At 72.5% G+C, this 13,622-nt stretch carries 10 protein-coding genes and 1 tRNA gene; 6 read left to right on the top strand and 5 right to left on the bottom strand.

Features of this window, described 5'->3' with window-relative positions:
• The 3 genes from AB0J52_RS10020 to gad form a co-directional block, all read left to right on the top strand.
• Positions 1 to 1,416: MMPL family transporter (locus AB0J52_RS10020; RefSeq protein WP_500181214.1), on the top strand; the 1,416-nt coding region annotated here is incomplete at its 5' end.
• A gap of 39 nt (positions 1,417 to 1,455) precedes the next feature.
• Positions 1,456 to 2,082, top strand: a complete 627-nt coding sequence (locus AB0J52_RS10015) for an AF_1327 family membrane protein (RefSeq protein ID WP_500181213.1) — start codon at positions 1,456 to 1,458, stop codon at positions 2,080 to 2,082.
• 166 nt (positions 2,083 to 2,248) lie between these two features.
• The gene (gad, locus tag AB0J52_RS10010; RefSeq protein ID WP_500181212.1) at positions 2,249 to 3,664 is read left to right on the top strand and encodes a glutamate decarboxylase; all 1,416 of its coding nucleotides are present in this window, start codon (positions 2,249 to 2,251) and stop codon (positions 3,662 to 3,664) included.
• 1 nt (position 3,665) lies between these two features.
• On the opposite strand, the gene AB0J52_RS10005 is transcribed toward gad, so the two are convergent.
• Entirely contained in the window at positions 3,666 to 4,910 is a 1,245-nt protein-coding gene (locus AB0J52_RS10005) for a cytochrome P450 (protein WP_500181211.1), read from the bottom strand.
• Positions 4,911 to 5,042: 132 nt separating this feature from the next.
• Here AB0J52_RS10005 and AB0J52_RS10000 point away from each other — a divergent pair, with 132 nt between their 5' ends.
• Complete coding sequence (locus AB0J52_RS10000) at positions 5,043 to 5,516, top strand: hypothetical protein (protein ID WP_500181210.1); 474 nt, start codon at positions 5,043 to 5,045, stop codon at positions 5,514 to 5,516.
• 53 nt (positions 5,517 to 5,569) lie between these two features.
• On the opposite strand, the gene AB0J52_RS09995 is transcribed toward AB0J52_RS10000, so the two are convergent.
• Together AB0J52_RS09995 and AB0J52_RS09990 are read right to left on the bottom strand one after the other, a co-directional pair.
• A tRNA-Sec gene (locus tag AB0J52_RS09995) sits at positions 5,570 to 5,665 on the bottom strand.
• A gap of 19 nt (positions 5,666 to 5,684) precedes the next feature.
• Positions 5,685 to 7,481: an AMP-dependent synthetase/ligase gene (locus tag AB0J52_RS09990; protein WP_500181209.1), complete on the bottom strand. Its 1,797-nt coding sequence runs from the start codon at positions 7,479 to 7,481 to the stop codon at positions 5,685 to 5,687.
• 260 nt (positions 7,482 to 7,741) lie between these two features.
• Between AB0J52_RS09990 and AB0J52_RS09985 the strand changes: the two genes are divergently transcribed.
• Both AB0J52_RS09985 and AB0J52_RS09980 read left to right on the top strand, forming a co-directional pair.
• Positions 7,742 to 9,244, top strand: a complete 1,503-nt coding sequence (locus AB0J52_RS09985) for a peptide MFS transporter (protein ID WP_500181208.1) — start codon at positions 7,742 to 7,744, stop codon at positions 9,242 to 9,244.
• Positions 9,245 to 9,369: 125 nt separating this feature from the next.
• Entirely contained in the window at positions 9,370 to 9,639 is a 270-nt protein-coding gene (locus tag AB0J52_RS09980) for a GlsB/YeaQ/YmgE family stress response membrane protein (RefSeq protein ID WP_500181207.1), read from the top strand.
• On the opposite strand, the gene AB0J52_RS09975 is transcribed toward AB0J52_RS09980, so the two are convergent.
• Positions 9,640 to 11,610 carry a propionyl-CoA synthetase gene (locus tag AB0J52_RS09975; RefSeq protein ID WP_500181206.1) on the bottom strand — a complete coding sequence of 657 codons (1,971 nt, stop codon included), beginning with the start codon at positions 11,608 to 11,610 and terminating at the stop codon, positions 9,640 to 9,642.
• A 294-nt stretch (positions 11,611 to 11,904) separates the two neighbouring features.
• Positions 11,905 to 13,386, bottom strand: a complete 1,482-nt coding sequence (locus AB0J52_RS09970) for an MFS transporter (protein ID WP_500181205.1) — start codon at positions 13,384 to 13,386, stop codon at positions 11,905 to 11,907.
• Between the last annotated feature and the right edge of the window lie 236 nt (positions 13,387 to 13,622).

Below are 13,622 nucleotides of genomic sequence, written 5' to 3'. Positions count from 1 at the left end.
GTCGCGACCCGCACGTCCGGGCACGTGGTGGCCGTCTCCGGCCTGACCGTCATGCTGTGCCTCGCGGGGCTGCTGCTCACCGGCCTGGACAACTTCAAGGGCCTGACCGCCGGGACCGTCCTGGTCGTCGGGCTCGCCATGACCGGCTCGGTCACCTTCCTGCCCGCGCTGCTGGCCGCCCTCGGCCCGCACGTGAACGCCGTCCGGCTGCCGTGGATCGGCCGTCGCCGCACTGCCGCCGCCCCGTCCCGCTTCTGGACGGCCGTAGCCGGACGCGTCGTGCGGCGACCGCTGGTGTGGGGCGGGCTCGCCGCGCTCGCGCTGGTCCTCATGACCGTGCCCGCCCTCGGCATCCGCCTCCAGGACGCGGCGGTCACCGACAGCCTGCCCCGCAGCGTCCCTGTCGTGGACGCGGCGCTGCGCATGCAGCGGGAGTTCCCCGGCGCTCCGTCACCCGCGTCCGTCGTCGTCTGGGAGAAGCGGCCCGGCGCGCTGGACGGGCCCGCCGTCGCCTCCGCCGTGGCCGGCCTCCACCCCACCGTCACCGCCCGCAGCGGCGACGTGCTCGTCGCGCGCGTCCCGCTGGCGCACTTCGGCACCGGCTCGGACGCCACCCGCTCGCTGATGGAACTGCGCCACCGGAGCGACACCGCGTTCGGCGGCCTGGACGGCGTGGGCCACGCGGTCGCGGGCAAGACCGCCTTCGCCTACGACTTCACGCGGGTCATCGAGCGCCGTTCGGCGGCCGTCGTGCTTGCCGTCCTCGGGCTGGCGTTCGTCCTGCTGGCCGTCGCGTTCCGGTCCCTGGCCGTCCCGCTGGTGTCGATCCCGCTGAACCTGCTGTCGATCGGCGCCGCGATCGGCGTGCTGGCCTGGGGCTTCCAGGACGGCCACCTCGGCGGCCCGCTCGGCTTCACCGCCTACGGAGGCGTGGTCGGCTGGCTGCCGCTGTTCATGTTCGTCATCCTGTTCGGGCTCAGCATGGACTACCACATCTTCATCCTGAGCCGGGTCCGCGAGCACCGCGCCGAGGGACTGCCCGCCCGCGCGGCCGTCGTCGCCGGAGTCGGCGCGACCTCGGGCGTGGTCACCAGCGCCGCGGCCATCATGACCTGCGCCTTCAGCGTCTTCGCCGTGCTGACGGCGATCGAGTACAAGATGATGGGCGTCGGCCTGGCCGCCGCGATCCTCATCGACGCCACGCTGGTCCGCGGCGTCCTGCTGCCCGCCGCGCTCGCCCTCCTCGGCGACCGGCTCTGGAAGCGGCCCCCGGAGGCGACAGGTACCCGCCCGCAGGCCGCGGAAGGGGGAGGTGCCCGCCCGCGGGACGCGGACACCGCGCCCCCGGGCGAACGGAACGACGCCTCGACGGGACGGTCCGCGCCCCGCGACGAGACATCTGGACATTACGCATAAATCTGTCACACTGGCCCGGTCTTCGGTCGGGAGGTCTGGGTGACGGACGACGCGCGCGCGGCGCTGGAGCTGGTGCGGGACTCGGGTCAGTTCAAGTGGTACGTGATACCGCTCCTGCTGGTCGTCCTGTACGTCTACGCCGTGGAGGCCGAGCGGCGGAACTGGAACGTGCTGTTCGCCGGGCTGGCGCTCTGGGGCATGGACTGGTTCAACGAGATCTGGAACGCGCTGGTCTTCCACGTCACCGAGCGGGCCCCGGTGTGGGGCGCGCGCGGCGCGACGGCCTACCAGATCCTCATCGGCCTGAACATCGAGATCTGCTTCATGTTCGCGGTCATGGGCGTGGCGGCGGCCAAGCTGCTGCCGCCGCGCGGGACGCGGATCCTCGGCCTGCCGAACCGGCCGGTGCTGGTCGTCGTGAACTCGGCGCTCGCGGTCGGCGTGGAGGTCCTGCTCAACCGGGCCGGCGTGCTCACCTGGGACTGGTCCTGGTGGCGCGCCGGCTTCCCGGTGCTGATCTTCCTGATCGGCTACGTCCCGTTCTTCGTCGCCTGCTTCGCCGTGCACGACATGCCGAGAGTGCGGACGAAGGCCGTCACGGTGGGCGCGATCCTCGGCGTCGACGCCCTGGGCCTCGCCGTCTTCGGCGCCCTCGGCTGGCTCTGACCCGCCCGTCCCGGACGCCCTGAAACCCGTCCACGCCGGACATTTCAGGACACACTCTCTCTCGCGGTTCCCCCGGCCGCGGACCATCCGGGCGTTTAACGGCACCGCCTCGCCGGAACGTGCTCTGTGTAGGCCCGGGGAAGGTCTTCGAGCCGGGGAGGACGGCGTGGCGCTGCACAGGAGCGCGAAGGGCACGACCGAGGTCAAGGCGGGCACGGGCGTCTGGCGCGACGCGCCCGCCGCGTGGGACGACGTGTTCGCCGAGCCGTCGTCCGACGGGGTGCTGTCCAAGGGGCGGATGCCCGAGCGGATCACCGACCCGCGCGCGGTCTACGAGATGATCCGCGCCGAGCTGCTGCTGGACGGCAACGCCTCGCAGAACCTGGCGACGTTCTGCACGACCTGGGTCGAGGACGAGGTCCGCAGGCTGATGGACGCCTGCGTCGCCAAGAACATGACCGACAAGGACGAGTACCCGCAGACCGCGGAGATCGAGGCCCGCTGCGTCCGGATCCTCGCCGACCTGTGGAACTCGCCCGCCGAGGCGACCACGCTCGGCTGCTCCACCACCGGCTCCAGCGAGGCGGCGATGCTGGGCGGCCTGGCGATGAAGTGGCGCTGGCGGCAGCGCCGCCTGAAGGAGGGGAAGCCCGCCGACCGGCCGAACCTGGTGTGCGGGCCGGTGCAGATCTGCTGGGAGAAGTTCGCCCGCTACTTCGACGTCGAACTCCGCCGGATCCCGCTGGAGGACGGCGCGACCGGCCTGCGCCCCCACCAGATCACCGAGCACGTCGACGAGAACACCATCGGCGTGGTCGCCATCCTCGGCGTCACGTTCACCTGCGACTACGAGCCCGTCGCGGCGATCTCCGCCGAGCTCGACCGGATCCAGGAGGCCACCGGCCTGGACGTGCCCGTCCACGTGGACGCCGCCAGCGGCGGCTTCGTCGCCCCGTTCCTGCACCCCGGCCTGGAGTGGGACTTCCGCGTCCCCCGCGTCGTGTCGATCAACGCGTCCGGGCACAAGTACGGCCTGGCCCCGCTGGGCGTCGGCTGGGTGGTCTGGCGCGATGCCGAGCACCTGCCGGACGACCTGGTCTTCTCCGTGGACTACCTCGGCGGCGACATGCCGACCTTCGCGCTGAACTTCTCCCGCCCGGGCGGCGAGGTCGTCGCGCAGTACTACCTGTTCCAGCGGCTGGGCCGCGACGGCTACCGCCGCGTCCAGGAGGCCTGCGCCGACACCGCCCGCTGGCTCGCCGAGCAGATCTCCGCCCTCGGCCCGTTCGAGCTCCTCTACGACGGCCGCGGCGCCCTCCCGGCCGTCTCCTACAAGCTCAAGCCCGGCCACACCGGCTTCACCTTGTACGACCTGACCGAGCAGCTACGCGTCCGCGGCTGGCAGGTCCCGTCCTACCCCCTGCCGGCCGACCGCGACGACACCGTCATCCAGCGCGTCCTCGTCCGCCACGGCATCGGCCGCGACGAGGCGTCGCTGCTGGTCGAGGACATGAAACGCTGCCTGGAGCGCCTGGCCGCCGGCAGCACCGGAGCCCCGCACCGCCCGTCCTTCCACCACTGACCTAGACGGCGTCCGACCAGGCGACCGGGAGGGCGAGAGGACGCCGCACGGTCGTCGCGGCATTCCACGCGATCTCCTCGGGCGGGACGGCGAGCCGCAGCGCCGGAAGGCGAGTGGTGAGCCTCTCGACGGCGATCCGCAGTTCGAGCACGGCCAGGTGCTCGCCGAGGCACACGTGCGGCCCATGCCCGAAGGCCAGCAGCGGGCGGGGTTCGCGGGTCACGTCGTAGCGGGCGGGATCGTCCCACACGCCGGGATCGCGGTCGGCCTGGTCGATGGCCGGGACGACGATGTCGCCCGCCCGGACGGTGACCCCGTCGAGTTCGACGTCCCGCAGTGCCCGGCGCGGCTGGGCCGTCTCCAGCGTGCCGTTGGGGACGGTCCGGAGCGTCTCGTGGATCGCGCCGCCGATCGCGTCCGGGGTGCGGCACAGGTGCCGGTAGAGCGTCCCGCCGTCCCAGGGTGTGGTGAGCAGCTTGTAGACCAGGCAGGCCAGGGCCCCGGCGGTGGTCTCCCACGCGGCGATGACCAGGCTGCTGACGAGCAGCGCGGCCTCGGCCCGGTCGACGCCGCGCTCGTCGGCCGCCTCCAGCGTCCGGGCGAGGGCGCTGTCGTCGCGGTCGCCGAGCCGGTCCATGCGGTGCGCGACGTAGGCGGTCATCTCCCGCAGCGCCGTCTCGGACTCCCGCGCGCGGTCGGGGCCGGTGGAGATGAACATGTCGCCCCACTGCCTGAACCGCCCCCGGTCCTCCTCGGGCGTCTGCAGCACCTCGCCGACCGCGTGCAGCGACAGCGGCATCGCGAGCCCCTCGACGATGTCGGCGGGCTCTCCGCCGGCGACCACGGCGTCCAGCAGCCGGTCGGTCAGCGCTTCGAGGGCGGGGCGCTGACCGGCGATCCGGCGCGGGGTGAACTCGCGGGACACCAGCGAGCGCAGCGCCCGGTGCCGCTCCCCGTCCCATCCCATGATGAGCGGGCTGAGCCGCAGGTAGGGGTGGACGTCGTCGCCGCGCTCGCGCGAGAACGTCCCGGTCTCCCGCAGTACGCGCCGGACCGCGTCGTACCCGCTGACGTACCAGGCGGACGAACCGGGCTCGGCGAGGTCGGCGGGCCGCCCGTCCGGCCGGTCCGGCAGCGAGATCGGGACGACGCGTCCACCGGGGACCGCGGGCGGGGCCAGGGGGTCGCCGTCGGCCGGAAAGGGGAACGTGACAGGGCACACGGCCGGGCGGGAACTGGTCGTCACGCTTCGCCTCCCAAGGCGGACGGCGACGGCGCCCCTCCGCGACTGAGCCCGACGATCACACGTCCCAGACACTCCTGTCAATGCAGGAGTATTCCCACCAGGCCGGCTCCTCGCTCACTACGGTGATCGCTCATGAGTGAAGAGGTGCGCATCACCTGGGATTGGCTCCCCATAGGCGAGTTCCGGCTCACGCCTGAAGAAAGGCTGACCCTTGAACTCACCCCGGAGGGGAAACGCGAAGCCGGTAGGGAAGGGGCCATCTATCGCTTCCTGTTCCCCCGGGAGCACCACGTGGCCGCGTACATCGGTGAAACGGCCAACTTGACACGCCGCATGGGGCAGTACTGCGGACCGGGCCGCTCGAAGCCGAAGAAGAACGGCAAAGAGGGAAACCAGAACCTGCGTGTCAACGAGCATGTCGTCGACGCGCTGAGAAGCGGGCTGCGCGTACGGGTCGAGATCGCCCGCAACTGCGAAGCGGCACTCTCTTATGGGCCACGGGACCTCAGACCAGTCAAACTGAACAGGAAGGACCACCGGCTGATCATTGAGGGGGCCGCGATCGCTTCGGCGTGGGCCGGAAGCCACGAGCTCATCAACATCTGAGCCGAAGGAGGGGCGACCAGCCGTTTTCCCGTCCATGCCGGGGACCGATCCGGTGGCGGAGGCGGGCGGGGATCGAACCCGCCGTCCCGAGGTGCTCGGGACCACCTGCTTTGAAGGCAGGGGAGGCCACCAGGCGCTCGCCCGCCTCCGCCCGCGAGCCTATCGGGATCAGGGGGCGTAGAGGGAGGCGAGCGCGTCGGCGTACTTGGCGTGCACGACGCGGCGCCGGAGCTTGAGGGTGGGGGTGAGCTCCTCGGACTCGGCGGTCCACTCGGCGGGCAGCAGCCGCCACCGCTTGATCTGCTGGACGCGGGCCAGCCGGGCGTTGGCGTCGGCGACCGCGTCCGCCACCTCCGCCAGCACGAGCGGGTTCTCGGCGAGCTCCGCCGTGTCGGTGGCGTCGATGCCGTGGGCGGCGGCCCAGACCGGGGCCACCTCGCCGTCCAGCGTGATCAGCGCGACCAGGTAGGGGCGGCCGTCGCCGAACGCCAGGGCCTGGCCGACCAGCGGATGCTCCTTCAGGTGGTTCTCGATGAGGGACGGCGCGACGTTCTCCCCGCCCGCCGTGATGATGATCTCCTTCTTGCGGTCGACGACGCGCAGGAATCCGTCGTCGTCCAGGACGCCGATGTCGCCGGTGCGCAGGTAGCCGTCGGGGGTGAACGCCTCGGCGGTGGCGTCCGGGCGGCCCAGGTAGCCGGGGGTGACCGACGCGCCGCGCACCAGGATCTCGCCGTCGTCGGCCAGTTTCAGGTCGACGCCGGGGAAGGGGCGTCCGACGGTGCCGAGCTTGAAGCAGTCGTCGAGGTTGGCGGTGACCGCGCCGGTCGTCTCGGTCATCCCGTAGGCGTCGAAGATCTTCAGGCCGAGGCCGGCGAAGAACCGCGCCACCTCGACCGGCAGCGGCGCGGCGGCGCTGGACGCCTGCCGGACGCGGTCCAGCCCGAGCAGCCCGCGCATGGGCGCGAGGACGGCCGCGTCGGCGCGCTCGAAGGCCGCCTGGATCTCGGGGGTGAGCCGGTTGCCGAACTCCTGCGCGGCCACGTAGGCGCGTCCGGCCTCCAGGGCCGCCTCGACGGCCTGCCGCTTGGCCTCGTCCGGCTCGCCCGCGAGGACGGCCTGGATGCCCGCCATGATCTTCTCCCAGACGCGCGGGACGCCGAAGAAGCCGTGCGGCCGGACCTCGCGCAGGACGGTCGTGAGCTGCGCCGGGTCCGGGCAGAAGTGGACGTGCGCCGCGCGCCGGATCGGCAGGTAGTAGCTGAGCTCCCGGTCGGCGATGTGCGCGAACGGCAGGTAGGACACCGCCACGTTGTGGTCGGGCAGGATCGAGGCGGCGTCCACCATCGCGGTCTCGGCGAGGGCCATGGCGTGCGTGATCAGCACGCCCTTGGGGTGGCCGGTGGTGCCCGAGGTGTAGAGCAGGGTGAGGGTGTCGGACGGCCGGACCGCGCGCCACCGGGCCTCGACCCCGGCGGCGTCGGCGGCGAGCCGGGCGCGGCCGAGCTCCACGAAGGCGTCCCAGGTGAGGTAGCGGTCGCCGGCCGGGCAGGCGCCGGCGTCCAGGACGATGACGCGGCGCAGCTCCGGCAGCCGGTCCAGGACGGGCAGCCAGCGGTCGAGCTGCTCGCGGCCGTCCAGCACGGCGTAGCGGGCGCGGCAGTCGGCGGCGATGAAGGCGATCTGCTCGGCGGCGAGGGTGGCGTAGACGGTCGTGGGGACGCCGCCCGCGTGCACCGCGCCGAGGTCGGCGAGGACGTGCTCGCTGCGGTTCGGCATCATCAGCGCGACCACCTCGCCGGGGGCCAGGCCGAGCTCGGCGAACCCGGCGGCGGCCTCCAGCGCGGCGTCCCGGAACCGCGCCCAGGTGCGGGTCCGCCACGCGCCGTCCACCCGGTCGGAGTAGGCCGGCAGGTCGCCGTGCCGCTCCACGGTCCGGGCCAGCACCGTGCAGATGGTGGTCATCGCGCCCTCCGCTAGTCAGTAAGTACTTGCGGACAGCATCGCACCACGCGGCACGCGTCGCGGGCAAGATCCACCCGGTCGTGCGGCGGCGGCGGGCGCGCGGAACGCGGCACCGGCATGACCGGATACGGCACTGATATCGCCGGAGTACCATTCTGTCCGGTCTTTCATTCCGCGACCGCACGGGTACGTTCCGCGAGGAGCGCCGGCGGGGGCCGGTCGTGCCGGTCGCGGCGACTGTGGGGGGACAACGAATCCGCATGGCGACATCGACGTCGGGCCGTGCGCCCGAGGGGCGCACGTTCTTCGGCCACCCGTGGGGGCTGGCCACGCTGTTCTTCACCGAGATGTGGGAGCGGTTCAGCTTCTACGGACTGCGCGCGATCCTGGTCCTGTTCCTGATCGCGCCGCCGTCCGACTCGGGTCTCGGCATGGCCGAGGGGACGGCGAAGGCGCTGCTCGGCGTCTACATGGCGATGGTCTACTTCGTCGCGCTGCCCGGCGGCTGGATCGCCGACCGCATCCTCGGCGCGCGCCGGGCCGTCCTGGTCGGCGCCGTCGTCATCATGCTGGGCCACGTCTCGATGGCGATCCCCGGCGGCGCCGGGTTCGTCTACCTCGGCCTGGTGCTGATCATCCTCGGCACCGGACTGCTGAAGCCGAACATCTCCACGATGGTCGGCAAGCTCTACGTCGGCGAGGACAGCGCCCGCCGCGACTCGGCGTTCTCCCTGTTCTACATGGGCATCAACATCGGCTCGCTCGCCCCCTTCCTGGTCGGCTACCTGGGCCAGAACATCAACTGGCACCTCGGGTTCGGCGCCGCCGCCGTCGGCATGGCGCTCGGCATCGTCCAGTACGTCCTCGGCGGCAAGCACCTGCGCGGCGTCGGCGAGCGGCCCGGCCACCGGCTCACCCCGCAGGAGCGCTCCCGGTTCCTGCGGATCGCCGGCGTGGTCGTCGCGGCCGCCGCCGTGCTCGTGGTGGTCGCCGCCGTCACCGGCACCCTCACCGTGGACGCGGTCACCGTCGCGCTGACGGTCCTCGCGATCGTCGTCCCGGTGGTCTACTTCGGCTACATGTTCCGCAGCCACGAGGTCAGCGCGGACGAGCGGGTGAAGCTGCGCGCCTACGTGTGGCTGTTCCTCGCCGCCGCCCTGTTCTGGATGATCTTCGACCAGGCGGCCGGGCCGCTGAACATCTTCGCCAACGACAACGTGGACCTGAACGTGTTCGGCTGGCACATGCCCGCGTCCTGGACCCAGAACATCAACCCGATCCTGGTGATCTCCTTCTCGGCGGTCTTCGCCTGGCTCTGGCTGCGCCTCGGCGACCGGGTGTCCACGGGGATGAAGTTCGGGTTCGCGCTCATCATGAGCGGCCTGTCGTTCGTCGTCATGTCGTTCGCCTCGCACGCCACCCACGGCGGCACCGTCAAGGTCTCCCTGCTGTGGCTGATCGCCGTCTATCTGCTGCAGACCCTCGGCGAGCTGTCGCTGTCGCCGGTCGGCCTGTCGGTCACCACCCGCCTCGCCCCGACCGCGTTCGCCAGCCAGATGATGGGCCTGTGGTTCCTCGCCACCGCCGCCGGGGACGCCGTCGGCGGCCAGGTCGCGCGCCTCCAGCACACCTGGGGCGACGTGCGGTACTTCCTGGTGCTCGGCGTGTTCTCGGTCCTGGCCGGCGTCCTGCTGTTCCTGTTCGTCCGGTCGCTGCGGCGCCTGATGGGCGAGGACCGCGAGCTGATCGTCACCACCCACTGAGGCCCGCGCCCCCCGGCCCTGCGTGACCAGATCATCGCGGACCGTGTCATTGATCCTTTCCCGGGGTATCTGACCTGCGAAGGTTCCGTGACGGAGCGGGGCCCGGACTGACCGGGGGAGCGGACATGACCATCGGTGGCATCATCACCGCCATCATCTTCGGAGCGATCATCGGCGCGCTGGGCCGGCTCATCGTGCCGGGAAAGCAGCACATGTCGATCTGGCTGACGATCGTCGTCGGTATCATCGCCGCCTTCCTCGGCACCGGCGTCGCGCACCTGTTCGGCCTGAAGACGCACGGCTGGAACTTCTGGGAGACGGTGTTCCAGATCGTCTTCGCCGTGATCGGCGTGTACCTGGTGGCGACCTTCTGGCCCAAGAAGACGGCCCGCTAGCTAGGCCGGCGCACCGGAACCGGAGTCCGGGCCGGCACTGGAGCCCGGACCGGAACCGGGGACGGGGCCAGCGGCTGGGCCAGGGGCGGGGGCGGGACCGCGCAGGACGGGCCGCAGGCTCTCCAGCACGGCCGGGTCCTCGATCGTCGACGGCACCGGGACGTCCCGGCCGTCGGCGATCCCGCGCATGGCCGCCCGCAGGATCTTCCCCGAGCGCGTCTTGGGCAGCGCCGGCACCACCGCGACCTGCCTGAGCGCCGCCACCGGCCCGACCTGCTCGCGGACCATCGCGACCAGCTCCGCGCACACCGCCTCCGGCGCGTCGTCCGCGCCGCTCTTCAGCACCACCAGGCCGCGCGGCACCTGGCCCTTCAGCGCGTCCCGCACCCCGATGACCGCGCACTCGGCCACCGCCGGGTGCGCCGCCATCACCTCCTCCATCACGCCCGTCGACAGCCGGTGCCCGGCCACGTTGACCACGTCGTCGGTGCGGCCCATCACCCACACGTAGCCGTCCTCGTCGATCCGCCCGCCGTCGCCGCTGAGGTAGTGGCCCGGGAACCGGGTCAGGTACGACTCGACGAACCGCGCGTCGTCCTGCCACAGCGTCGGCAGCGTCCCCGGCGGCAGCGGCAGCCGGACCACGAGGTCGCCCTCCTCGCCCGGCGCGGCGGGCGACCCGTCCGGCCGCAGCACCCGCACGTCGTAGCCGGGCACCGGCACCGACGGCGACCCCGGCTTCACCGGCAGCGGCTCCAGCCCGCGCGGGTTGCACACCATCGGCCAGCCCGTCTCGGTCTGCCACCAGTGGTCCACGACCGGACGGTCCAGCATCCGCGCCGCCCAGTGGTAGGTGTCCGGGTCCAGGCGCTCGCCCGCCAGGAACAGCGTGTCCAGCGCGCCGAGGTCGTGCCGCGCCAGCAACCGCCCGTCCGGGTCCTCCTTCTTGATCGCCCGGATCGCGGTCGGCGCGGTGAACAGCACCTTCACGCGGTGCTGCGCCGCGACCCGCCAGAACGCGCCCGCGTCCGGCGTCCCCACCGGCTTGCCCTCGTACAGCACCGTCGCGCAGCCCGTCAGCAGCGGTGCGTACACGATGTAGGAGTGCCCGACGACCCAGCCGACGTCGGACGCCGCCCAGAACACGTCCCCCGGCCCCACCCCGAACAGGTTCTCCATCGACCAGCGCAGCGCCACCGCGTGCCCGCCGTTGTCGCGGACGACCCCCTTCGGCCGCCCCGTCGTCCCGGAGGTGTACAGGATGTACAGCGGGTCGGTCGCGGCCACCGGCACGCACCCGGCCGGCTCGGCCGCCGCGACCGCCTCGTCCCAGTCCACGTCGCGCGGCCGGACCAGGTCGGCGTGCAGCTGCGGGCGCTGCCGGACCACGCACCGCTCGACCTTGTGCGACGCCATCTCCAGCGCCTCGTCCAGCAGCGGCTTGTAGGCGACCAGCCGGGACCCCTCCACCCCGCACGACGCCGACACGACCGCCTTCGGACGGGCGTGGTCGATCCGCGCCGCCAGCTCCCGCGCGGCGAACCCGCCGAACACCACCGAGTGCACCGCGCCGATCCGCGCGCACGCGAGCATCGCGACGACCGCCTCGGGGATCATCGGCAGGTAGACGACCACGCGGTCGCCCCGGTCGACGCCCTGCGCGCGCAGCGCCCCGGCGAACCGCGCGACCAGGTCGGTCAGCTCCCGGTAGGTGAAGGTCTGGACCGTCCCGGCCACGGGGGAGTCGTAGATCAGCGCCGGCTGGTCGCCGCGCCCCTCCTCCACATGCCGGTCCAGCGCGTTGTCGCAGGTGTTCAGCTCACCGCCGGTGAACCAGCGGTAGAACGGTGGGGCGCCGTCGTCCAGGACCCGGTCGGGCGGCACCAGCCAGCGGATGTCGCGAGCGGCCAGCCCCCAGAAGCGGGTGGGGTCGGAGATGCTGCGTTCGAATGCCGCGGCGTAGGCACCCATGTCGTCCTCGTCCTCCGGTCGGCTCCCCGGCCCCTGCTGGTGTTCTGTTTTCGGGGCGCACCCCTATAAGGGACGGCGCGGACGCCTCCCGTCAAGGGCCCCGGACCGTCCCGCCAGGGTGACCGGACGCCAGGACCACCGTCCTTGACGCCCGCGCCGCCGTTTCGGACGCCCGTCCCGTCCTTCCGGCCGTCCCGGCCGCCGTTCCGGCCTGCCGGTAACGCGAAGAGGGCCTCGCCGGGACCGCACCCTCAAGCGCGATCCGGAGAGGCCCTCCGCGAGCGTCCTCGGACGTCAGCCCTTCGCCTCGACGACCACCGAGGGGGCCGTCTCCTCCACGTGCTGGTGGTGCGAGCCGTGCCGCAGCCCGTGGAACAGCGCCACCAGCGCCGCCAGGCCCGCGCCCGCCGCCACGATCCAGAAGCACAGCACGTAGGCGTCCAGCGTCGGCACCGGCGTGTGCGGGATGACGCGGCTGGTCAGCACCGACGCGGTGACCGCGCCCGCGATGCTGCCGCCCGCCGTCCGCACCAGCGAGTTGATGCCGGAGGCGATGCCGCTCTGGCTCATCGGCACGTGCTGGACGGCCAGCGTCCCGAGCGCCGCGTACGCCACGCCGAACCCGATGCCCTGGATCGCGCTGAACGCCAGGACGTCGTACACGTGCCCGTTGGACACCGCCAGCCACACGTAGCTGAGGCCCGCGAACACCGACCCGATCGCCAGGGTGAACGCCGGGCCGAGGCGCGCCGCGATCCGCCCGGCCAGGGCCGAGAAGACCAGCATCGTGACGGTGCTCGGCAGCATGTACAGGCCGACGTCCAGCACCGACCCGCCCAGCCCGTAGCCGATCTTGTCCTTGGGCGACTGGACGAAGTTGGAGATCAGGGTGAACGCGGCGAACATCGAGAAGCCGAGCAGCACCGACGCCAGGTTGGCGGTCAGCGACTTCGGCCCGACCAGCAGGTTCAGCCGCACCAGCGGCTCGCGGACGCGCAGCTCGACGGCCACCCACACCGCGCACAGCACCACCGCGGCGGCGAACAGCCCGAGCACCCGCCCGGACGTCCAGCCCCACGCGTTGCCCTCGCTGATGCCGAGCAGCAGGCTGACCAGGAACCCGGCCAGCAGCGCCGCGCCCGCGAGGTCGGGCCGTCCGCCGTGCCGGGCGCCCAGGTCCTTGGCGCTGACCGCCACCAGGACCATCCCGGCCGCGGCGAGCCCCGCCGCGATCCAGAACACCGGACGGTAGCTCTCGGTGTGGTCGGCGATCAGCCCGGTGACGATCATGCCGGCGGTGCCGCCGACGCCCATCGTCGCGCTGACCAGGCCGATCGCCGTGGTGACCTTCTCGCGGGGGAAGGTGTCGCGGATCATCCCGATGGCGAGCGGGATCATCGCCGAGGACACGCCCTGCAGCGCCCGCCCGGTGACCAGCACCCCGAGCGAGGACGACAGCGCGCAGACCACCGAGCCGAGGGTGAGCAGCGCCATCGCCAGCAGGATCATCGTCTTCTTGCCGTACATGTCGCCGAACCGGGACAGCAGCGGCGTCGCCACCGCCCCGGCCAGCAGGGACGCGGTGAACACCCAGGTCACCGTGGTGACCGAGGCGTCGAAGTGCTGCATCAGCCGGGGCAGCAGCGGGATCACGAGGGTCTGCTGCACCGACACCACCATTCCGGCGATGGCGAGCGCGAACAGCACGAGCCCGGTGTGGGCGGCGGGAGCGGGACGCCCGGCGGAGCCGGGCTGCGCCGCGGTGGCGCGGGTCATGGAGTTGGTCGGCCTTCCGTGCTGTGGGGGAGCGTCCGGGGACGCGCCGTGGGACCGGACGATTATACTTACTTAAGTTAAGCAATCAGGTTGTAAGGTGAGTCACATGACGTCCCCGCAGCGCCCCGCCGCCGCGTCGGCCCCCACTCCGGCCCCGGCACCCGCCGCCGGATCGGCCCCGGCACCCGACGCGACACCCGCCTCCGTCCCGGCCCCGGCGCCCACCACGCCGCCCG

Origin of the sequence: Spirillospora sp. NPDC049652, assembly GCF_040675125.1 — a bacterium.
Lineage (GTDB): Bacteria > Actinomycetota > Actinomycetes > Streptosporangiales > Streptosporangiaceae > Spirillospora.
The sequence above is the reverse complement of the archived record's forward strand: the minus strand, read 5'-3'. Positions and strand labels throughout refer to the sequence as shown.

Bases quoted from the DNA above. Each gene is read 5' to 3' on its own strand.
- AB0J52_RS09970 (WP_500181205.1), bottom strand. From the start codon at position 13,386: ATGACCCGCGCCACCGCGGCGCAGCCCGGCTCCGCCGGGCGTCCCGCT.
- AB0J52_RS09985 (WP_500181208.1), top strand. From the start codon at position 7,742: ATGGCGACATCGACGTCGGGCCGTGCGCCCGAGGGGCGCACGTTCTTC.
- AB0J52_RS09980 (WP_500181207.1), top strand. From the start codon at position 9,370: ATGACCATCGGTGGCATCATCACCGCCATCATCTTCGGAGCGATCATC.
- AB0J52_RS09975 (WP_500181206.1), bottom strand. From the start codon at position 11,610: ATGGGTGCCTACGCCGCGGCATTCGAACGCAGCATCTCCGACCCCACC.
- AB0J52_RS10000 (WP_500181210.1), top strand. From the start codon at position 5,043: ATGAGTGAAGAGGTGCGCATCACCTGGGATTGGCTCCCCATAGGCGAG.
- AB0J52_RS09990 (WP_500181209.1), bottom strand. From the start codon at position 7,481: ATGACCACCATCTGCACGGTGCTGGCCCGGACCGTGGAGCGGCACGGC.